This is a genomic window from Segetibacter koreensis DSM 18137 (assembly GCF_000374045.1).
Classification (GTDB): domain Bacteria; phylum Bacteroidota; class Bacteroidia; order Chitinophagales; family Chitinophagaceae; genus Segetibacter; species Segetibacter koreensis.
In genome coordinates this window covers 227,906-248,530 of sequence record NZ_KB893315.1, presented here as the reverse complement: position 1 = coordinate 248,530, position 20,625 = coordinate 227,906, and the positions used below count along the sequence as shown (strand labels likewise).

The following is a 20,625-nucleotide window of genomic DNA, read 5'->3' as shown; positions in this document are numbered from 1 at the left end:
TAAAACAAGGAATATTTAGAATTGACACAAAAGGAAGAATTAAAGAAAGTTACCAGCGCGTGGAAGATACTTCCACAGTCATTTTACGAAAGAGCTGACGTAGTAGCTGTAACAAGGGATTTGCTAGGGAAAATTGTTGTTACCAATTTTGGGAATACTCTTACGGCGGGAAGAATTGTTGAGGCGGAAGCTTATAACGGACCTTTTGATAAAGCAGCCCATTCTTATAACAACCGCCGTACAAAACGTACCGAGGTTATGTTTAGCAATGGCGGTGTTGCCTACATATATTTATGTTATGGTATTCACCAAATGTTTAATATTGTCACCAATAAGGCAGGTATTCCCAATGCTATTTTGATAAGAGCCTTAGAACCTATTGCAGGAATTGATACCATGCTTGCGCGTTCAAATAAAAACAGTCATGGTTTTGACCTTACACGCGGTCCGGGTAACGTAGCAAAAGCATTAGGTGTGCATACGAAACATACGGGAATGGGTCTGCAAGATGACGAAATATATATAGCAGATGACGGGTTGCGCTATAATGACAATGAAATAGTGGTAACTACAAGAGTGGGTGTGGATTATGCAGCCGAAGACGCGCTATTGCCTTACAGGTTTATTGTAAGAGGTAATAAATATGTAAGTGGAAAGAAAATTGGATAATTTTTTATAAATGTAATAATGCCAGAGATGCAGGTTAGGCTAATCGACAAAGAAGATTCTGAGGAATTATTCGCTCTTATAGAAAGAAACAGGGAAAGGTTAACGATGTACTTTCCAAAAACTTCTGAACGAATAAAAGACGTGGATGCTGCAAAAAAGTTTGCTAAACAGAAGGTAAGGCAGGCATTGGAAAGAGAACAATACAACTTTGTTATATCATTAAAAAGTGAACGCGATCTTATAGGAATGGTAATGGTAAAAAATATCGATTGGACTATTCCAAAGGCCGAACTTGCTTATTTTGTAGACCAGAATTATGAAGGAATTGGAATTACTTCAAATGCAGTAAAATGGGTTGTTGAATATTGTTTCGAGGAGTTAGAAATGGAGAAGCTGTTTATTAAATTTAATCCCGAAAATCTGGGAAGTAAAAGAGTAGCTATAAAAAATGGTTTTGAAAAAGAAGGTTTTTTTAAACGTGAGTTCAGAACCGGGTTTGGAGAGTTGACAGATGTTGAGCGTTACGGATTGTTAAGAAGATAAATGAACAGTTTTTTGATTTTTAAACCCTAGTTCCATTAATTTTCATTTTGCCGATATTTCGTTTTTTGTAAAGCGGTAAGCAATGTTATTAGTATTTTTAAAAAAAAGCAATGTTAGAACCCTGGCGGAAAGGAGTGGTTATAAAAATAACGGAAGAAACAACAGCGACCCGTCGTTATTGGATACAAATACCTGAAGTTGAATCTTTTGATTTTATTCCCGGTCAATTTGTTACGCTCGACCTTCCTATACATGAAAAAAAGAATAAAAGGTGGCGAAGTTATTCAATCGCTTCTGCGCCTGATAAAACAAATATTATAGAACTGGTAATCGTTTTGCTTGAGGGAGGTGCAGGTACAACCTATTTATTTAATGAAGTTAAAGAAGGCTCCGAATTGTTACTCCGCGGACCGCAAGGAGTATTTGTTTTGCCGCAAATTATCGACCGGGATGTTTTTTTTATTTGCACAGGTACGGGTGTTGCTCCGTTCAGAAGCATGCTACATCATATTAATCGTTACAAAATTTCACATAAAAACATCTACCTGCTATTTGGAACACGCGTTATAAAAGATTGTTTATACTACAATGAATTAAAGGAACTGGAAAAGGAAATAGAACACTATTTTTATTTACCAACTTTTTCCCGTGAACCAGAAGAAAACATAAATGTTAGAAAAGGTTATGTACATGCTATTTATGAAGAAATTCTTGCCAAAGAGAGGGCGCCCGCTTATTTTTATTTATGTGGATGGAAGAATATGATAGATGAAGCAAAAAAAAGAATACTTGATTTAGGCTACGATAAAAAAGACATTCACTTAGAATTGTATGGTTAAAACTTATAAGAAATGTAGTAGAAATAATAAATAAAAAAAAGATGCTGACTTACATAAAGACAGCATCTTTTTTTACTAGCGCAATAATTTATAAAATATTATTCAATACAATCTCTCTCACCTTGCTTGCCGGAATTCTTTCTTGTAACATGCTGTCACGGTAACGAATCGTAACAGTATCATCTTCTTTTGTTTGGTGATCGATGGTGACACAGAAAGGAGTGCCTATAGCATCTTGTCTGCGGTAGCGTTTCCCTATAGCATCTTTTTCTTCATAAAAACAGCGAAAATGTTGTTTACACTCATCCATTACTTTACGGGCTATTTCCGGTAAGCCATCCTTCTTTACCAATGGTAAAATAGCCAGCTTTACGGGAGCAATCTTAGCGGGAATATGTAAAATAGCCCTTGTATCTGTACTTCCGTCTTCCTTGGTCAAAATTTCTTCTTCATAACTCTCGCTTAAAATAAGTAAGAACATTCTGTCTAGGCCAATAGAAGTTTCCACGACATAAGGTATGTAGTTTCCAAACGGTTTGCCGGTAGCAGGATTAACATCATTATCAAAATACTGCATCTTTTTTTTGCTGTACAGCTGGTGTTGAGTCAAATCAAAATCACTGCGTGAGTGAATGCCTTCTACTTCTTTGAAACCCATTGGAAATTCAAATTCTATATCGCAAGCTTCTTTTGCATAATGTGCAAGTTTTACATGGTCATGATATCGGTATTTTTTGGGTGATATCCCCAGGCTCAGGTGCCATTGCAGCCTTGCTTCCTTCCAGTACCTGTACCACTCACCTTCAGTGCCGGGGCGAACAAAAAACTGCATTTCCATTTGTTCAAATTCACGCATTCTGAAAATGAATTGGCGCGCCACAATCTCATTTCTGAAGGCCTTACCAATTTGTGCAATACCGAAAGGAATTCTCATCCTCGAAGTTTTTTGCACATTTAAAAAGTTTACAAAAATACCCTGGGCAGTTTCCGGGCGCAAGTAAATAGTGTCCGCTTCTTCTGTTACACTACCTAATTGGGTGGAAAACATGAGGTTGAACTGCCGGATGTCAGTCCAGTTTGCTGTGCCGCTAACTGAGCAAACAATATTGTTAGAAATGATTAAATCCTTTAAACCCGTGTAATCTTCGGCACCCAGCAATTGCTCCATTTCTGCAATTAAGTTTTCAGCTTCCTCTGTTTTGCCTTCATCGTTCAGTTTATCGGCAAGACCTTCTATTAAGTGGTCTACTCTATACCGTTTGTTGCTGTCCCTGTTGTCAATCATCGGGTCGCTGAAATTATCAACATGTCCGCTTGCCTTCCATGTTGTAGGATGCATAAATATCGCTGCATCTATACCTACTATATTTTCATGCATTTGCGTCATAGACTTCCACCAGTAGTCGCGCAAATTCTTTTTTAATTCGCTGCCGTAAGGGCCATAATCATACACGGCGCTTAATCCATCGTAAATTTCGCTGCTTTGAAAAACAAATCCATATTCTTTTGCGTGAGATATTATCTGTTGAAACTTATTTTCGTTTGTCGTCATAATTCGGCAAACCTACATAAAATAACAGTAAAATGAATTGCAGAAACAGTTTAAGAGAAGGGATAGAAAATATTAATTCATACTAAAGCCGTGTTTTAAAAACTGGCTCTCAAAGTCTTTGAGACGCTTTTCGAGCTTCTCGTTTAAGTCTTCCAGTTGCCTAATTCTTTCCTGGTTTTCTAAAATGTCATTTTCGTAATTCTTAATCTTATTTTTCATTACAGATCTAAAATATACTTTGCAAATAAGTCCGGCAACAATTCCTGATATAATTTCGAAAGGAAGCTTCATAATATTTAGTAAGGAAAAAAACTTTAAAAACTTTTTTATACAGATAATTCTTGTTGGCTTTTAATGACTGGTATACTTCAAACTTCGTTGCATTTTCCTGCTCATTTAACAGTTCTTCCTTTTCGAACATTTGAAGCTCGTGCGGGCACGGTATAGTTATAAACGATATGCAGAAATGTAGGTTCTGTTTTGAATAAGGCTATTAATTTTAAAAAATGTTTTTAATATTCAGATTACAGAGATGAGATTTTTCTATTTTAATTTCTCATTGTTTTTATGTCTTTCGCTGTCTCGTGCGTTTTTCTTTTCGAGGTTTTTTTCGAATGCTTTAGTTAAATCAACTCCGGTCTGATTGGCAATGCATATAAGAACCCAAAAGACATCGGCAAGTTCATCAGGCAATTCATGTCCTTTGTCAGACTCCTTAAATGACTGTTCGCCGTATTTTCTTACCATAAGCCGGCTTAATTCGCCAACTTCCTCCATTAAAATACCAAGATTGGTAAGTTCATTAAAATATCTTACACCCACTGTTTTTATCCATTCATCAACAGATTGCTGTGCTTCACTAATTGTCATTGTAATAATTTTAAACAAATTTTAAAAAAGATGCTAAAACCCTTTAAAATGATAAGAATAAATCTTTCAAATCTTTTGTACTAACATGGGGTTAAAAGTATAAGGTAGCTACTTTAAAAATAGCCATGACTTTAAAGTCATGGCTATTTTTAAAACAAGAAATATTAGTTTCAGTTAGAAAAGGACTTTGTAGCTTAAAATCTGTTGAGTAATAATAAAGCCGTACAAGAGTGACGCAACAACTGATCAGGGAAAACAAATGGATCTGCTCCCCTAAAATCTACAAATTTTATTGTTTCTTTTTATCATCATTTCCCGGCATTACCGCTTTCGCCGGTTCATTGTTAATGTCTTCCTTTTTCTTTTTTCTAAATAATCCGCGTAAAAAACCACCTTTTTTCTCTTCTTTCACTTCAGGCTTCGGTTGTTCCTTTGCAGGCTCAACTACTGCCGGAGCCGTTGGCAGACCCGGCTTTGCCTTTTCCTGGGGAACATCACTTTCTGCACCGATTTCCTCCGGAGGTGCTTCCGGAATAATATAGTCTTCCGAAGTTCCATTTCCTACATCTTCTCCTTCTGCAGGTGCAGTACGTGCATTGATGGTATTCATATAATCGAATATTACATCGTTGCTCATTACTTCGGGTTTTGAAAATTTAGCCTGTTTGTCTAACCCCAGCGTTTTATCTGCAAGTGCCTTTTTGAAAAAGTAAGCCCAGATAGGTAAAGCAGCGGCATTACCTTCCCCGATTTTACTGCTGAAGCGAATAAAGCGATCATCGCAACCAACCCATGTGCCTGCAAGCAATTGTGGCGTGTAGCCCATAAACCATGCGTCGCTGTTATCATTTGTTGTTCCGGTTTTTCCCGCTATGTCATTTGTCAATCCAAACTGGTTGCCCATACGCTGACCTGTTCCGTTTTTTACCACTCCTTCCATCATTAAGGCAACAGAGTATGCTGTTACTTCATTGATTACTTCATTGCGTTGAGCGGGTAAAAAGTTTTCAAGCACATTTCCGTTTTTGTCTTCAATCCTTGCTATCAACAAAGGTTTCGCATTAAAACCATGTCCGGGAAACATGCTGTAACCCTGCATCATTTCATACAAACTAAGCTCCACTGCACCCAATGCAATAGAAGGGTAGGGGTCTATTTTTGTGGTAAAATTGCATTTTTTTAAAAATTCAGCAAATCGTGTAGCAGCGTCATTTCCATTGTTACCAAGCTGTTTTAAAATGTATGCGGACGCACAGTTTCTTGACCATGCCAAGGCATTTGCCATAGGCACCGACCGACCGGTACATGTTGCAGCTGTGTTAGGTACGAGGCCCAAATCACCAAAATCCTGCTGTACATCTTGCACAATAGTATTAGGGGTAAAGCCTGCTTCTTCTATTGCAAGGCTGTATAACAAGGGTTTTATAGTACTGCCTACCTGCCGTTTCGTATTAATATTAACGTGGTCATATTTAAATGTTTTAAAATCAATTCCTCCTACCCACGCCTTAATTTCTCCGCTTATCGGGTCCATAGCCATAAACCCTGCCTGTAGCATTTGCCTGTGATATTTAATTGAATCATAAGGAGTCATGGTAGTGTCTGTTTCCCTTTTAGTGTTCCATGCAAACACTTTCATTGGTGTTTTCTTATAAAACGTCTTTTTTATTTCACTATCCTCAAGACCATCTTTTTTAAGGTTTTTCCAGCGATCGCTGTTTTTCATAGCAGCTTGCAATATGTCTTCGCGGCCATTCCAAACAGTTCCATTCTTTATATTGTTTTGAGAATTTAATATCTTTTGCATGTAACTAATATGCTTTCCCACAGCTTCTTCTGCATATAATTGCATCCTGGGATTAATAGTGGTGTAGATCTTTAATCCGTCCCGGTATAAGTCGTAATTATTGCCATTTTGCTTTGTATGCTTACTGCACCATCTTTTCATTTCCTGGCCTAATACCATGCGGAAGTAAGGAGCAAGACCGGCGGTCTCATCCATTTTTTTATAATTAAGTGCAATAGGCTTCAACTTCAACTTGTCAGCTTCCGCTTGGGTAAGAAAAGAATTACGAACCATTTGATCTAAAACCGTATTACGACGGTCAAGTGCCATTTTAGGGTTTACGCGCGGATTATATAACGTAGAACCTTTTAGCATACCTATCAAAACTGCCGCTTCTTCTACATTGATCACATCGGGATCTTTTTGAAAAAAAGTTCTGGATGCATTTCTTATACCATAAACATTATCGCCGAAAGGAACAGTATTTAAGTATAAAGCAAGTATTTCATCTTTAGTGAAATTTCTTTCGAGCTTAATAGCAATTATCCATTCTTTCACTTTTTGCATGGCCCTGCTAAAAGGGTTTCTTGCCCTGTTGCCATTAAAAAGGTTAAAGGCAAGTTGTTGTGATATAGTGCTACCACCACCTTCTTTACCAAGATTGATCACTGCTCTTGCCAGCGCCCTTCCGTCTACGCCGCTGTGGCTGTAGAAGCGTTCATCTTCAGTTGCCACTAGAGCATTGGTAATATTTTTACTGATATCTTTAAAATCAACGGTAGTTCTGTCTTCAAGATAATATTTCCCCATTACTGTTCCATCGTCTGCAATAACCTCACTTGCAAGTGAAGCACTGGGGTTCTCCAGGTCCTGAATGGAAGGCATTTTGCCAAAAAAACCCCAATTTGCTAATAAAAGTAAAAGAACAAAAGCGCCAAAGACAAGAAATACGAGCCGCCAGAATATTTTGACAGCGGTGCTCGTACGATTTTTTAAAGCCATGATGTTGAGATCTATTTAATCTGAAATTTGTACAAAAAGGGTGCTAAGCTATAAAACAATTAAGACTTTAATTAAAATTTACCCGGAAACGCTTTTTGTATAAGCTGTTTATAAGTATCCATATCTTTTCCTGATTTTAAAACCTGGAGGTTCGCATTGCTAATAACAAGGAAGCTATACTTGTCTGGTGCAAGCCATGGTACAATCCTGCTTTTTGTAACAGGTCTTACTTCATCGACATATTCCATAGCTGCATCTGCATCTGCAAAAGGTCCCTGCAAAACAAGGTTAAATCGGTCATCGAGCTGCAAATTGCTAATATCTATTTTTTGATTGTAATATTTTTCTTTGTTATAACGGTTAAACGCATTATTTGCTTCGGTCGCATATACCTTATCAACCTTGTCGAGCAGTATTACAACATACTGAGAATCCGATGCAACAAAACGATAATCTTTAAGAACAAGAGGTGGTGACGGTTGTGAAGTTGCAGTATCTGCTTCGACCGCACCCTCATCTGTTGTGGTAGCAGTTGTATCTGTTGTTGCGTCAGTTTCGTCTGTTGTTGCAGTGGTCGTATCTGTTGGCGCGGCCGCGTTATCTGTTTGTGCCATAGCAGAATCGCGTGAAATAACAGGCGCTGCTGCAGTATCAACAGGAGCCGCATGTTTTTTAGGAGTTGTATTTACAGGCTGACTGGCAGGGGCGGATGTTTGGCCTTCGTTTCTTGTTACGTTTAGTTTAGTAAGGTAATCCACAATTTCCCGACGACGTTTTAAAACATCTATCATCGTTTTTGCCTTTTCTGCTAATAGCGTATCTCCATTAAAATTAGTAAGATCTGTAAGCACCCTTATAGCGGTACTGTCCTCTTGCTGTTTGACGTAATAAATTGCCTCAATATATAAGAGTTGTGGCGTCCAGAACGAATTGCCATAAAGGCTGTCAGCTACTTGCTTCTCATTTTTTGCCTCATCAAATTTTCCTTCTATAAATAAATTATATATCTCTTCATATTTCTTTGTAGCAGGGCTTTCCTGTAAATTCTTTTTAGCCTGTTGAGGATTTTTTACCAGTTGTGCCCACTTACTTTGAGTAGAGTCTTTTAATAACAGTTTTTTATATTCATCAGATTTTGCCTTATCCCCGGTTTTTTGATATGCATATACCAGATTAAACCAGGCTTCTTCTTTATTGGGTGTATTCGGAAAACGACGAAGTAATTCTTCATAAGCTTTTATTGCAGAAGGATATTCTTCCAGGGGGCTTATGAAAGTTTGTGCAAGGTTAAATAAAGCCTCCATGATGCTTTTATTACTAGCATCTAATTTTTCCGCTGTAAGCGGAATATTACCCATCAGTCCTTCATAAGAATTATCAGTAGGTTTTTGTTGTGTGACAGCCGGTGTTGCTGCAGCGGCTGTATCGTTTACGTCAGGAATGTTTTGGTTTTGACGTTCTATTGCTGATTTTCTTCTCCAGTTATCAACGTTAGGACGTTCTCCCCACCGGGCTTTAAACTCGCTAAATCCACGAGCTTTTACAGAAGCATTATAAAAATAAAAATCACTGCTTTTGTTATTGTTTGAAAATAAATCGGAAACCTTTTGTACCGCAGCATTGGCGCTTCCCGGTTCTTCTTCTTTGAGGCCCTGTGCTTTTCGTAACAGTTTAACCTGTTTTTTTATTATCGCGTCTCGCTGCTGTGCGGGAAGCTTTGCAAGTGCCTGCAAACTATCTTCCCTTATTACTATTAATGTATTTTCAGCAATCTTTTGTAAAGGGGGCTTTCTAAAATTAATTCTGGCTTTATCTGTATCGCTGCTAAGCGTGTTTACATCTACACTATCGTAAAAGTTATACGCAGCAGGAAAAGATTGCCGGTTGTAGTTAAGATCTCCTAATAAAAGAAAGGACTGGCTGCGTTGCGGAGGGTTGTTGGTTGCAAACTCCACACTTTTCAGTAGATCGTTTTGAGCATTATTAGAGTTATTTCTTTCTAATTCTATTTTAGCAGTAGCATAATAAATAATATCCCGATAATTTTGATATTTATCCCTTTTTGCCATTTTCAAAAGGTCATTGATATTCTGCTGAATGTAATCACCTTTATTGCTCCGCTTTATTCTGATTGAATTAAGCCTTGCATAGACATCCATTACAGGGTCTGTAGTATGACTGACACAACGATTATAAAAATCAACCGCATCTTCATACTTTTTAGACAATTGGTACATTTGCGCGATCAGGTATTCCCAACGAGCCTTTTCCTGTTTGTTGGTGGCTTCATTCAGGGCGTTACGCAGGTGGAATGCGGCACTGTCATATGCCTGCTGTTTATAAAACCAATACGCTGTTACTTCATGTAAGTCTGTCTGCAGTCTTTTGGGAAAATTGGGGTCGTGTCGTAGAATTTCTATAATTCCCGACGCTTCCGGTAGTTCATCTTTTTCAATATGTGTTCGTATTTGCCATATAAAACTTTCATTACGACTGGGTGGACGGCTGGTAAGTTTCGTCCAGATGCTGTTCTTTTCTTTGGTAGCAATACTAAATTCTCCTTTATCATTGCTGGAATTACTTCCGATAGGAACGTCGTAGCCACCCTCTTCTTTAGGGGCGTAAGAAAAGTTGAGGTATTGCAAAGTTAGTTCTGCTGAATCCAGGTCTTTTCTAAACAGGTATGCTTTTGCCAGAAGCAGGTACATGTTATCGATCCAACTATTTCTTAGATCATGCAATAGTATACCTGCAGTACATTTATAAACCACAGAATCTAAATCACTTTTATTTTCTGCAGTAGCATCGAGTGAATAATTGTAAAAAGGGAGAAGCTGGGAATAATCGTCTTTCGACGCCAGTTTTGCTGCGGCTACAATCTCATTGAGACGATTGTTAGCATTAAAATAGTAATTATAATGTGTAACAGTATTTTGATATAATTTTCTCGGTATTGTAAATTTTTTTTCACCAGTTTTTTCCGAGCCTAATTTCCGGTTTTCATATTTTTTTGGTTTTTGAACTTCAATTTCAGCCCCTGGCTGTGCGTGCGCAATGGAAAAAAACATTACAGCAATAATTACTGTTATTACAGAACGTATATTATTCATGAATAAATTCCTGGCAATTAATAAAAAAATCGACATTAATATAACGAATTTAGGCGTATGGTGCATGCTGCAGTTTCTGATAATATTGGTTTTTTTATATCATTGTTTAAGCTGGCAGTCCATTATAAGATTGTCAGTATTACGTAAATGGCTATTCCAACACCTTTTTAATTGGTTAAAAGTACAGTTATTTTCTTTTTCCGGCGCACTCTTATATCCCAAATGTTACCTTTAACCTTTACAAAACACTATGGCTAAAATTGAAGCCACTACAACTCTGAGACGCCTTCGAAATCGTTACCGCCTGGTAATAATGAACGATGACACTTACGAAGAGGTCATCACATTTAAATTGTCAAGATTAACTGTTTATGTCGTTTTCAGCAGCATTTTTGTTATTTTGGTTTGCCTGACCGTTGCGCTTATTGTTTTTACACCATTAAAGCAGTACCTGCCTGGTTATGGCAGAAAAAGTGCTCACAAAGAATTGCAGATGATAAAATTAAAAGCGGATTCTCTTGAAGAAGAAATTCGCTACAAAGACCAATACCTTCTAAACTTGAAAAAGGTACTTACCGGTGATGTTAGTGTACAATATGATACCTCTGTCTTAAAAGCTGCCAGGAAGAGCAAATGAAGTATTAGTGTTGTTTTTTCGTAGCTGTATTAATTATTTCAAAGTAATTTTAGTGATCTCTAAACATTTACATGTTATTATATACTGTCTTATTTTAATTAAAAATTCAGAAAAGTAAAAGTTTTAGTAACTTTTTCATCAATTCTTTCTTCATTTTTTTAAATTCATTACCGATCCTATTTTCTAGCAAACGCTTGCTGATAATCTTTGTTTTACAAAAATTAAAAAAAATGAAAAAACTATTATTATTGGTAAGTTTTGCAACTATTCTGGCTGTGGGATGTAAAAAAACAAATGAAGAACCGGGTATACCGAATGGTCCACGAACAGAAGTTCCAGCGGAATTAAGGGGAAATTGGATGTATGGAAATTTTTCAATGACAGAATACTGGAGCCAGGATCCCGCAAGTTATCTCGGCAATGCTCTTGAATTTGCCTTTGCATTTACTTTCAATTCAGACGGCACCTATACTCAATATTTTACAGGTAGCAGTGTTACAAGTGGAGTAACAACATACCAACAGTCAGTTACAAAAGGTACTGTAGAAATTGATCCAGCCAACAAAAAAATTGTAACACATGCATACTCTTCCCATTATAAGAGACTTCGTAATGGAATTGTTGAAGAAGAAAGAGATCTTAGAAAAGATGAAATAACTTCTGCAACAAGTTATACCTACACAACAGGTGTTGAGCAAAGCGGAACAAAAGCCTTATATCTGAGACTAGAGAATACCGCATCTCCATTAACTTTTTTGAATAAACCGTAATTAAAAGTTGATATAAGTCAAGAAGTAAATCGATAGGAATTGAGATTTGAAAAATAAACTTTAACTGTAAGAAAAGCTAAAAGGGGTCTAGTATATCTTTATACTGGATCCCCTTTTACATAGACAGTATCAGGACCAGTTTTAATTTAAAGAAAATTAGGTTGTTTGTGCCAACTTTTTAATCGTTTCAATAATGTTAGTAGTTGAAAAACCTTCAACTATTGGATTAATAACTACTCTTCCACCATTTTCAATTACTTCTTTTGCACCAATCATTTGTTCCATCGTATAGTCGCCGCCTTTTACAATTACATCCGGCATTGTAGCTGTAATGAGCTCAAGTGGGGTATCTTCTTCAAATATTGTAACAGCATCAACAATTTCAAGACTGGCAAGTAGTAAAGCTCTGCTGCTTTCGTTGTTGACCGGCCTTTCATTTCCTTTTAATCTTTTAGTGCTTGCGTCGCTGTTAACACCTACAATTAAAATGTCTCCTTCCTTTGCAGCTTCGCTTAAAGAGGCTATATGACCTGCATGCAAAATATCGAAACAACCATTTGTAAAGGAAATGCTTTTTCCTAAAAATCGCCACCTGTATATTGCCTGAACCAATTCTTCACGTGAATAAATCTTAGACGGTATTATTTCCGGTTTCTTCATGTTTTTTTAATTTTTTATTATACCATGGCAAAAGGCCAAGCGATATAAAGCCAACAAAAATAACGATAAGAAATTGGGCGAACCACTGTAAAGTTCCATTAGCGAACCCAATGTAAAAAGGGATGCCGTTTTTTTCTAAAACTTTTGCTATAAAAATGGCATAAGTGCCAATTCCGCCCGGGGTGATTATCATACCAAGGCTTCCAAAAGCGAGCGAGGAAATGGCAATTTTCAAAGAAAGCCCTTCGGTTCCGACGGTACCATTGAAGCCAAGCCATGTACCAAGAATGTACATCGCCCAGATACCAATACTTGCAAATATAAATTCCCATTTTTGCTTTAGCCCTTTAACACTAACAATGCCCTGCCATACTCCTTTTACGACATTTCGTACAGCCTTTATTAATCTGAAATCAGAAAATCTTCTAAATAATATTTTTATGATTACAACAACGGAAATTATTATAGCAAGGAGTATAGCAAATTTTTTTATATCGAAATTGCCTGTTTTGCCTATAAATAATCTTTTCAATAATTGAATTCCATAGTGGCCTATCTCCTCAAACTGAATTGCAAACGCGGTTAAAAAAACAAGTATAAGGCATAGTATATCAAAAGCCCGTTCGGCTACAATAGTACCAACCAGTTTCTCTGCCGGCACCTTTTCATACTTTGACAAAATTGTGCACTTTAATACTTCACCAAGCCTTGGTATAGCCAGATTAGCCAGGTAGCCAATCATAACCGCAAAAAAAGTATTTATCAAAGAGGGATTATACCCCATTGGCAGTATAAGCATTTTCCAACGCAAAGCCCGGAGGAAATGACTGAGCGATATAATAAAAAAGACAGGAACAAGTAACCAATACCTGGCTGTAGAAAAAGCAGTTCTAAAATCTTTCCATTTTTCTGCAGGTATTTGGTGCAGGCTCCACCAGACTAGAAAAACACCCAGCCCAAGAAATGAGATGTATTTGAGTATGTTGAGTATTTTCCTTTTCATGTTATCGTTAACGCCGATGCAATATAGGCTAAAGCGCGAAAATGCATGTTAAGAGCAAATAACGAAAACATTAATCAGTTAAAACCATATTGTCTATAAGTCTAACCTCTCCTATAAACGCGGCAGCAAGCGCTACCAGCCTGGCCGCTTCTGATAAATCATTAACAGGATGTAAAGTATCTGCATCTGCAATGGCAACATAATCTACTTTTTGAAAACCATTAGTTAGTAAATAATCAGTGGCATAGATGTTTATCTGGGGTATCGGTATAGTGGTAAAATTATTTTTTATATACATCAACATTTTAAAAATACCGGCAGCACTTTTTTTCTGTTCTTCAGTAAGTCGCAGGTTTCGGCTGCTCATGGCCAAACCTGAATTTTCCCTTACAGTTTTTACTATAATGACTTCCGCGCGGCATTTAATAATCTGTACAAGACGCATTATGACCTGGCATTGTTGGTAATCTTTCTGACCCATAAAAAGATAATGAGGATCTACAATATCTAGTAACCTATGCACTACCTGGCATACTCCCTGGAAATGCCCCGGTCTGTATTTCCCTTCAAAAATGTATTCCAGTTCACCTATGTCATAATGGTTCTGGCGATCTGTACCGGCAGGATATATTTCTGTGACAGAAGGAAGAAACAAAATATCGCATCCGCTATTTTCCAACATCAAAATATCGTTAGAAATGTTGTCAGGATATTTTTCAAAATCTGTAGGATCATTAAATTGAGTTGGGTTTACAAAAATGCTACAAACAGTGATGTCGCATTTTTTAATAGAAGCTGAAATTAATGAAATGTGACCAGAGTGTAGGGCGCCCATAGTAGGAACTAATCCAATTGTTTTACCATATTGTCTCGTTTCTGCTATTTTATTTTTTAAAACTGCTACTTCTCTATATATTATCATTTATTTAGGTTTGTGTTATAAAAGCTTATGGAAATCGCCATTAAAGCCCTTGTCTCTGCTATTTCTAATAAAATTCCTTAACTTTGCCAACTCTTTTTTTAAAGGGTTAACGAGTAAAACAAATCGGAATAATGTCAACAAAGAAAAGAATTTTATTTATTGCTAACGAAATGTCACCTTATTTAGAGTTGACCGAATTTGCGGAGATAGTGAATAAACTGGCAATAAAAAGCAATGACGCAGGTTTTGAGGTAAGATGCATTATGCCACGTTTTGGAACAGTAAATGAGAGAAGACACCGCCTGCATGAAGTGGTTCGTCTATCGGGAATAAATGTGAGTGTTGACAATGATGATTATCCTTTACAAATTAAAGTAGCTTCTTTACCCAATGCAAGATTACAGGTTTACTTTCTTGATAACGAAGATTTTTTTAAAAGAAAGTATGTTTTCAACGATGAAGAAGAACAATGGTATGATGATAACGACTTGAGAACAGTTTTCTTTTGCAAAGGTGCTTTGGAAACAGTAAAAAAGTTTGGATGGCCTCCAGAGATTATTCACTGCAGTGGATGGATGACCGGGTTAATACCTTTATATTTAAAAACAGTGTATAAAAAAGAGCCTGTTTTTGCTCAAAGTAAAGTTATTTATACAATTGGAAGTTCAACTTTTGAAGAAAAGCTTGGAGAAGACTTTGCAAAAAAAGCCATAATACACAATAGTTTAAAGGAAAAAGATCTTGAAGTATTTAAGGGTGCAACAAATTATGCACTGCAAAGAGGAGGAGCCATGTACGCTGATGCTATAACCTTCGGGGCTGAAGATATTGATCAAAGACTTGTTGATGAATTTTCAAAAGTTAAGGGAAAGAAGGTAATTCCTTTTAAAGGATGGGATACTGATTTAACAGAGTATTTAGAATTGTATAGCGACCTTGCGGCGAAGTAAAAATTACCCCTTAACCTAATGTTTAACAAATAGATGCGTAAGCTTAGTTGGATAGCTATTGCTGTTCTTTTCTGTATTTTTTCCTGTACTAAAATTGATACTACTAACATCGGAAGCGGGTTAATTCCTCCTATTGATGGGGTCACTACTTTAGATACTACACTCGATGTTATTTCCACTGATTTTATCAATCCAACAAATGATTCTTTAAAAGTATATAAATCAGACGATCATGTTATAGGTGTTATTAATAATGATCCTTTGTTTGGTAAAACTTTAGCTCAAACTTTTTTTGAACTTAAACCTACCTCTTACAAATTTTCCTTTCCTGGCGGGGCTTCAGTTATTCCTGATTCTGCTGTGCTTATTTTAAGCTATAAAGGTTCGTTTGGCGATACTACTGTTCCTCAAACCTGGGAAGTAAGAGAACTTACAGAATCATTAAAAAAAGATTCAGCTTACCCTGTTAGCAGGCAATTTGCAACCGGCAATATTTTAGGCTCTAAAACTGTAGATATCACTACATTTAACGATTCTGTTAAGTACGGGTTGGAAAATGCAAGCAACCAGATTAGGATTAAGCTTAGCGGTGAGTTAGCGAACAGACTTATTAAACAGTATGACTCGACTGCAGGCAATGCCTACGAAAATGATTCTTTATTTCGCTTAAATTTTAAAGGATTTGCAGTTGGCCCTGCTGCTGGAAGTGCCGGCAATGCTTTGATCCGGGTAAATCTTTTAGATAGCAATACAAAGCTTGCTTTATTTTACAATTATAAAATTCCTGACTCTGCCAATAGAAGCACTGCCGTGAGCTACTTCAGATTTAGCACTGGCAATATATCAACCATTCCTGTTTCAGCAAGTTCAAATTATATTAGGCGTAATTACAACGGCTCGCAGTTGGCAGCTAATCTGTCAGATAACGATAATAATGATAGCGTTTTATTCATTCAAACCTCTCCCGGATCCTTTGCAACTATAAAAATTCCCGGGTTAAGCAGTCTTCAAAATTCTATTATTCACCGGGCAGAACTGGCGGTATACCAGGCACCTGATGTATCTGCTTCAGACATGTTCGCTCCACCCCGGTATTTGTTGCTTAGTGGTTATGATAGCATTAGCAAGCAAAAAATAAATATTCCTAACGATTTTGTTGTTAATTCCACTTCAGGTGCTAATATTTCACAGTTTGGCGGCTACGTTATCCAAAAAAATATTCCTGATTTTGGTACGGTAAATGGGTATGTTTTTGACGTCAGTCGCTATGTTCAGGGGATAGTAACTCGTAAAGAGCCTAATTTGACCTTACGGTTGTCCGCTCCATCGAACGACTCATTAAAGTACACAGCTCCTTATCCTGCAACAACTGCGTCTTCCTATTACCTGATGCCTTCAATTGCTAATAATGTTGCTATTGGAAGAATCTTGCTTGCGGGTGGAGGAATGAAAGCGAGCCCTTTGAGAATGCGTTTACGGATAATATTTTCCAAGATATAATATTACTCGCTCAACCCTTATCTTTGCTGCCATTTTAAAAATATTTTACAGTTTTTTATTTTATAATCTATGCCTTATTTATTTACTTCTGAGAGCGTGTCTGAAGGACACCCGGATAAAGTAGCGGACCAGGTCAGCGATGCACTCATCGACAACTTTCTTGCCTTTGATCCTAATAGCAAAGTAGCATGCGAAACCCTCGTGACAACGGGGCAGGTTGTACTTGCAGGCGAAGTTAAAAGTAAAGCCTATCTTGACGTACAGGAAATAGCACGGGGAGTAATTCGTAAGATCGGTTATACCAAGAGCGAGTATATGTTTGAAGCAAATAGTTGCGGTGTATTATCTGCAATACACGAACAATCTGCTGATATAAACCAGGGTGTAGATAAAGTGAATAAAGAGGAACAGGGAGCAGGAGACCAGGGAATGATGTTTGGCTATGCAACAAACGAAACGGACTCTTACATGCCGCTGGCTCTCGATTTGGCTCATAAACTACTGATGGAACTAGCAGTTTTAAGAAGAGAAAATTATATCATCAGTTATTTGCGACCTGATGCAAAAAGCCAGGTTACCCTTGAATACGATGATAACAACCGGCCGGTAAGAATTGACGCTATTGTTATATCTACACAACACGACGACTTTGGTGCTGAAGAAGTGATGCTTGAAAAAATCAAGAGCGATGTAATTAATATATTAATTCCCAGAGTAAAGGCTAAATACGAAAAATACGCCCATCTTTTTTCTGGTGATATTAAGTATCATATTAACCCAACCGGTAAGTTTGTTATAGGTGGACCTCACGGAGATACAGGGTTGACAGGTCGAAAAATAATTGTGGATACTTACGGTGGTAAAGGTGCCCATGGAGGCGGAGCATTTAGTGGGAAAGATCCTTCTAAAGTTGACCGCAGTGCTGCCTACGCAACAAGGCATATTGCAAAAAACCTTGTAGCTGCAGGGTTATGTGAGGAAGTACTGGTGCAGGTATCTTATGCTATAGGAGTCGCTAAACCAACAAGTATTTATGTAAATACTTATGGAACAGCGAAAGTTAAATTGACGGATGGAGAAATAGCAAAAAAGGTTGAACACATTTTTGATATGCGTCCATATTTTATTGAACAACGCCTAAAATTAAGAGCACCTATTTATAGCGAAACAGCGGCTTACGGACATATGGGCCGTGAACCGGAAGTTAAAATAAAGCAATTTACTACCCCCACAGGCGAAATTAAATCTATAGAGGTTGAGCTTTTTACTTGGGAAAAGCTGGATTATGTAGATGCAATAAGGACGGAGTTTGGAATAAATTAAGTATAATTTTAAGCAATCTCAATATATTACAACCTCCTGCTTTATGCGGAGGTTATTTTATTTTTAAGACATGGATGAAAAACATAATCTGTGGAAAGTCCTGGCAGAAAGAAAAATCTACGACAATCCCTGGATAAACGTCACAGAGTTTGATGTTATTAATCCTTCCGGCGGAAAGGGTATTTATGGAAAAGTTCATTTTAAAAACCTCGCCATAGGTATTATTCCCCTTGATGAAGATTTGAACACCTACCTGGTCGGCCAATTTAGATTTACTTTAGACCAATACAGTTGGGAAATACCAGAAGGAGGAGGACCTCATGGTGTTGATATTTTAGAATCTGCTAAACGTGAGTTGAAAGAAGAAACCGGTTTGGTGGCAGAAGAATGGACAAAAATATCAGACTTTCATCTTTCGAATTCCGTGTGTGATGAGCATGGTGCCATTTTCCTGGCAAGAAAATTAAAACAGGAAGAAGCTATGCCGGAAGATACAGAGCAACTTGTTGTAAAAAAAGTGCCTTTCGAAGAAGCTTATCAAATGGTTGAAAAGGGAATTATTACAGATTCACTTGCAGTAGCTGCTATTTTAAAAGTAAAGATCTTATTACTTGAGGGAAAATTAAGTAAAGCGGGCTAAACATAAAATTAAGTATCACTGTCGATTTTGGTTGTCATGTCTTTGACTTTAGTCAATCTGAATTTTTTAACCTATTGAATTATAAAAATAATTGCTCCTAATATAATCTCTCACTTTTAATTTGTTACTATGAATTTTCGAAACCAGCAACATAAGCCTCGCCCCAAAAAGAACACTTTAATAGTCGGTCGTAATAAAGTGATTGAAGCAATACAACAAGGCAAGCAGTTAGAAAGAATTTTCCTCGTTAGTACCATACATGGAGAAGTGATTGAGGAAATAAAAAAACTGGCTGAGGAAAATAAAATACCCATAAATAAAGTACCTGTTGAAAAATTAAATGGCTTCAACGTAAGTAATCATGAAGGTTGTGTAGCTGTAATATCGAAAATTCAATACCACGATCTGCAAGAGATAATATCTTTCGTTGTAGATAAAGGAGAAACTCCACTATTCTTAATTTTGGATGGTATAACAGACGTACGGAACATTGGGGCACTGGCAAGAACTGCCCTTTGCACTGGTGTTCAAGCTATCATTATTCCTGATAGGGGGGTAGGGGCTTTAAACGAAGATGCCATCGCAACATCTGCAGGTGCTTTGGAAAAAGTGGCAGTTTGCCGGGTGAATAGCCTGATGAAAGCTGTTGACGAATTGCATTTGAACGGTATAAAGGTATTTGCCAGCGAAATGAAAGCAGAAAAAAACATTTTTGACCTAAGTTTTGCAGAACCGTGTGCAATTGTAATGGGCAGTGAAGACAAAGGGATTTTTCCTGCATTAATAAGAATCTGCGATGAGCAATTTAAAATACCGATGAAGGGAGATTTCGAATCTCTGAACGTATCGGTAGCGGCAGGAATGATTTTATATGAAGCAATGAAGCAAAGAATGATTTAAGATGTATAACTAAAAAAAAGCAGTAGCTATACTGTCTGCTCTTTGGTAATCAACCTGGATATTTTGAAGAATAGTGTTAGCATACGCTTTCACATTCATTTGCTGGCCATTTTTCACTTCATCGGTAAAAAGGTTCATGAAAGCCTTTTGCTCCAGCAGTTGAGTATGAATATAGGTTGAGTCAAGACTTCTTCCTGTTAATGTATCTAGTTGCCCAATAATTGTTTGATGAGCAGCGTCAATTGAATCTCTAACACTAAACCCAACTACTGTACCCATAATCTTAAGATCACTTTGTGCATTTGTATGAGTAGTAAGTAATTGCTGGGCAAATGATAACACTACAGAGTCCCTAGTTTTTGAAACTGCAATCTTTGCCGACTGTATCTCGAACGAATTACTATTACTGGCCACCACAATAAAATTCTTATCAGCATCATTTAATTGATTGTTGAGGTTAATATTATTTTCTTTTTTGCACGACAAAATAGTTATAGCAGTTATAAGAGATGCTCCTAACAGTTTTGCAATATTCATGGGGCTTCGTTTAATGGAAAGATAATGATTTTCAAAAATCGGGTAATGAATATTAATTGAAGAATTTTTTCTGATTCCAATTTTACAGAGAAGCTCATACTTTAGTTTGTCTTTTTATAATTGTTGTAATTCATTCAAAAAAATCCTCCACCAATTCTGTTTTTACTTTTATTATGTCAAATCCAGAAAGCCTCAATAAATATGTAATAACGGTATATAGTAAGTATATCTTTTTCGAGCTTATTCCTTTCTGATCACCACTTGTTAGCGGTTAAAAACATTAGAGGCGAGATGTTTTTTTTTAATGAATTTTTCTTTAAAATTCTTTTTATGTATTCGTTTTATCCCTAAATACTTTCGCTGACTACATAAAGACAAATCCATACCCGCAAAGGTCATCATTGGTTTTTTA

At 37.0% G+C, this 20,625-nt stretch carries 19 protein-coding genes; 10 read left to right on the top strand and 9 right to left on the bottom strand.

What is annotated here, in order from left to right:
• Positions 1-21 precede the first annotated feature (21 nt).
• The 3 genes from B154_RS0103690 to B154_RS0103680 all read left to right on the top strand — a co-directional run bounded on the left by B154_RS0103690 (position 22) and on the right by B154_RS0103680 (position 2,051).
• Complete coding sequence (locus B154_RS0103690; RefSeq protein WP_018611974.1) at positions 22-669, top strand: DNA-3-methyladenine glycosylase; 648 nt, start codon at positions 22-24, stop codon at positions 667-669.
• A gap of 18 nt (positions 670-687) precedes the next feature.
• Positions 688-1,212 carry a GNAT family N-acetyltransferase gene (locus B154_RS27605; RefSeq protein ID WP_018611973.1) on the top strand — a complete coding sequence of 175 codons (525 nt, stop codon included), beginning with the start codon at positions 688-690 and terminating at the stop codon, positions 1,210-1,212.
• Between the two features lie 110 nt (positions 1,213-1,322).
• Positions 1,323-2,051 carry a ferredoxin--NADP reductase gene (locus B154_RS0103680; protein ID WP_018611972.1) on the top strand — a complete coding sequence of 243 codons (729 nt, stop codon included), beginning with the start codon at positions 1,323-1,325 and terminating at the stop codon, positions 2,049-2,051.
• An 88-nt stretch (positions 2,052-2,139) separates the two neighbouring features.
• Here B154_RS0103680 and B154_RS0103675 read toward each other — a convergent pair whose 3' ends face one another.
• The 5 genes from B154_RS0103675 to porW form a co-directional block, all read right to left on the bottom strand.
• Positions 2,140-3,603 carry a glycine--tRNA ligase gene (locus B154_RS0103675; RefSeq protein ID WP_018611971.1) on the bottom strand — a complete coding sequence of 488 codons (1,464 nt, stop codon included), beginning with the start codon at positions 3,601-3,603 and terminating at the stop codon, positions 2,140-2,142.
• Positions 3,604-3,675: 72 nt separating this feature from the next.
• Positions 3,676-3,894, bottom strand: a complete 219-nt coding sequence (locus B154_RS0103670; RefSeq protein ID WP_018611970.1) for a hypothetical protein — start codon at positions 3,892-3,894, stop codon at positions 3,676-3,678.
• A 252-nt stretch (positions 3,895-4,146) separates the two neighbouring features.
• Entirely contained in the window at positions 4,147-4,473 is a 327-nt protein-coding gene (locus B154_RS0103660) for a nucleotide pyrophosphohydrolase (RefSeq protein ID WP_018611966.1), read from the bottom strand.
• 289 nt (positions 4,474-4,762) lie between these two features.
• On the bottom strand, positions 4,763-7,261 hold the full coding sequence (locus tag B154_RS0103655; RefSeq protein ID WP_018611965.1) for a transglycosylase domain-containing protein: 2,499 nt from the start codon (positions 7,259-7,261) through the stop codon (positions 4,763-4,765).
• Positions 7,262-7,332: 71 nt separating this feature from the next.
• Positions 7,333-10,371, bottom strand: a complete 3,039-nt coding sequence (gene porW, locus B154_RS0103650; protein WP_169337641.1) for a type IX secretion system periplasmic lipoprotein PorW/SprE — start codon at positions 10,369-10,371, stop codon at positions 7,333-7,335.
• A 250-nt stretch (positions 10,372-10,621) separates the two neighbouring features.
• Between porW and B154_RS0103640 the strand changes: the two genes are divergently transcribed.
• Together B154_RS0103640 and B154_RS0103635 are read left to right on the top strand one after the other, a co-directional pair.
• Positions 10,622-11,008, top strand: a complete 387-nt coding sequence (locus B154_RS0103640; RefSeq protein ID WP_018611963.1) for a hypothetical protein — start codon at positions 10,622-10,624, stop codon at positions 11,006-11,008.
• A gap of 230 nt (positions 11,009-11,238) precedes the next feature.
• Positions 11,239-11,778 (top strand): hypothetical protein, encoded by a 540-nt coding sequence (locus tag B154_RS0103635; protein ID WP_018611962.1) that lies wholly within the window; start codon positions 11,239-11,241, stop codon positions 11,776-11,778.
• A 156-nt stretch (positions 11,779-11,934) separates the two neighbouring features.
• On the opposite strand, the gene rfaE2 is transcribed toward B154_RS0103635, so the two are convergent.
• The 3 genes from rfaE2 to panC form a co-directional block, all read right to left on the bottom strand.
• Positions 11,935-12,438 carry a D-glycero-beta-D-manno-heptose 1-phosphate adenylyltransferase gene (gene rfaE2, locus B154_RS0103630; protein ID WP_018611961.1) on the bottom strand — a complete coding sequence of 168 codons (504 nt, stop codon included), beginning with the start codon at positions 12,436-12,438 and terminating at the stop codon, positions 11,935-11,937.
• Positions 12,410-13,441: a lysylphosphatidylglycerol synthase transmembrane domain-containing protein gene (locus tag B154_RS0103625; protein WP_018611960.1), complete on the bottom strand. Its 1,032-nt coding sequence runs from the start codon at positions 13,439-13,441 to the stop codon at positions 12,410-12,412. Before B154_RS0103625 ends, rfaE2 begins: the two co-directional genes overlap by 29 nt.
• A 70-nt stretch (positions 13,442-13,511) precedes the next feature.
• A complete protein-coding gene (gene panC, locus B154_RS0103620; RefSeq protein WP_018611959.1) occupies positions 13,512-14,363 on the bottom strand; it encodes a pantoate--beta-alanine ligase in 852 nt (283 codons plus the stop codon).
• Positions 14,364-14,494: 131 nt separating this feature from the next.
• Here panC and B154_RS0103615 point away from each other — a divergent pair, with 131 nt between their 5' ends.
• The 5 genes from B154_RS0103615 (at position 14,495) to rlmB (ending at position 19,676) form a co-directional block, all read left to right on the top strand.
• Entirely contained in the window at positions 14,495-15,313 is an 819-nt protein-coding gene (locus B154_RS0103615) for a glycogen/starch synthase (RefSeq protein WP_018611958.1), read from the top strand.
• Positions 15,314-15,346: 33 nt separating this feature from the next.
• A complete protein-coding gene (locus B154_RS0103610) occupies positions 15,347-16,813 on the top strand; it encodes a DUF4270 family protein (protein ID WP_018611957.1) in 1,467 nt (488 codons plus the stop codon).
• Positions 16,814-16,882: 69 nt separating this feature from the next.
• Positions 16,883-18,136, top strand: a complete 1,254-nt coding sequence (gene metK / locus B154_RS0103605) for a methionine adenosyltransferase (RefSeq protein ID WP_018611956.1) — start codon at positions 16,883-16,885, stop codon at positions 18,134-18,136.
• Positions 18,137-18,206: 70 nt separating this feature from the next.
• Entirely contained in the window at positions 18,207-18,776 is a 570-nt protein-coding gene (locus tag B154_RS0103600) for an NUDIX domain-containing protein (protein ID WP_018611955.1), read from the top strand.
• 129 nt (positions 18,777-18,905) lie between these two features.
• Positions 18,906-19,676, top strand: a complete 771-nt coding sequence (rlmB, locus tag B154_RS0103595; RefSeq protein WP_018611954.1) for a 23S rRNA (guanosine(2251)-2'-O)-methyltransferase RlmB — start codon at positions 18,906-18,908, stop codon at positions 19,674-19,676.
• Positions 19,677-19,685: 9 nt separating this feature from the next.
• On the opposite strand, the gene B154_RS0103590 is transcribed toward rlmB, so the two are convergent.
• Positions 19,686-20,213 (bottom strand): DUF4142 domain-containing protein, encoded by a 528-nt coding sequence (locus B154_RS0103590; protein WP_018611953.1) that lies wholly within the window; start codon positions 20,211-20,213, stop codon positions 19,686-19,688.
• Positions 20,214-20,625: the final 412 nt, after the last annotated feature.

Coding starts and splice junctions, on each gene's coding strand:
- B154_RS27605 (WP_018611973.1), top strand. CDS start 688: ATGCCAGAGATGCAGGTTAGGCTAATCGACAAAGAAGATTCTGAGGAA.
- B154_RS0103680 (WP_018611972.1), top strand. CDS start 1,323: ATGTTAGAACCCTGGCGGAAAGGAGTGGTTATAAAAATAACGGAAGAA.
- B154_RS0103675 (WP_018611971.1), bottom strand. CDS start 3,603: ATGACGACAAACGAAAATAAGTTTCAACAGATAATATCTCACGCAAAA.
- B154_RS0103670 (WP_018611970.1), bottom strand. CDS start 3,894: ATGAAGCTTCCTTTCGAAATTATATCAGGAATTGTTGCCGGACTTATT.
- B154_RS0103660 (WP_018611966.1), bottom strand. CDS start 4,473: ATGACAATTAGTGAAGCACAGCAATCTGTTGATGAATGGATAAAAACA.
- B154_RS0103655 (WP_018611965.1), bottom strand. CDS start 7,261: ATGGCTTTAAAAAATCGTACGAGCACCGCTGTCAAAATATTCTGGCGG.
- porW (WP_169337641.1), bottom strand. CDS start 10,371: ATGAATAATATACGTTCTGTAATAACAGTAATTATTGCTGTAATGTTT.
- B154_RS0103640 (WP_018611963.1), top strand. CDS start 10,622: ATGGCTAAAATTGAAGCCACTACAACTCTGAGACGCCTTCGAAATCGT.
- B154_RS0103635 (WP_018611962.1), top strand. CDS start 11,239: ATGAAAAAACTATTATTATTGGTAAGTTTTGCAACTATTCTGGCTGTG.
- rfaE2 (WP_018611961.1), bottom strand. CDS start 12,438: ATGAAGAAACCGGAAATAATACCGTCTAAGATTTATTCACGTGAAGAA.
- B154_RS0103625 (WP_018611960.1), bottom strand. CDS start 13,441: ATGAAAAGGAAAATACTCAACATACTCAAATACATCTCATTTCTTGGG.
- panC (WP_018611959.1), bottom strand. CDS start 14,363: ATGATAATATATAGAGAAGTAGCAGTTTTAAAAAATAAAATAGCAGAA.
- B154_RS0103615 (WP_018611958.1), top strand. CDS start 14,495: ATGTCAACAAAGAAAAGAATTTTATTTATTGCTAACGAAATGTCACCT.
- B154_RS0103610 (WP_018611957.1), top strand. CDS start 15,347: ATGCGTAAGCTTAGTTGGATAGCTATTGCTGTTCTTTTCTGTATTTTT.
- metK (WP_018611956.1), top strand. CDS start 16,883: ATGCCTTATTTATTTACTTCTGAGAGCGTGTCTGAAGGACACCCGGAT.
- B154_RS0103600 (WP_018611955.1), top strand. CDS start 18,207: ATGGATGAAAAACATAATCTGTGGAAAGTCCTGGCAGAAAGAAAAATC.
- rlmB (WP_018611954.1), top strand. CDS start 18,906: ATGAATTTTCGAAACCAGCAACATAAGCCTCGCCCCAAAAAGAACACT.
- B154_RS0103590 (WP_018611953.1), bottom strand. CDS start 20,213: ATGAATATTGCAAAACTGTTAGGAGCATCTCTTATAACTGCTATAACT.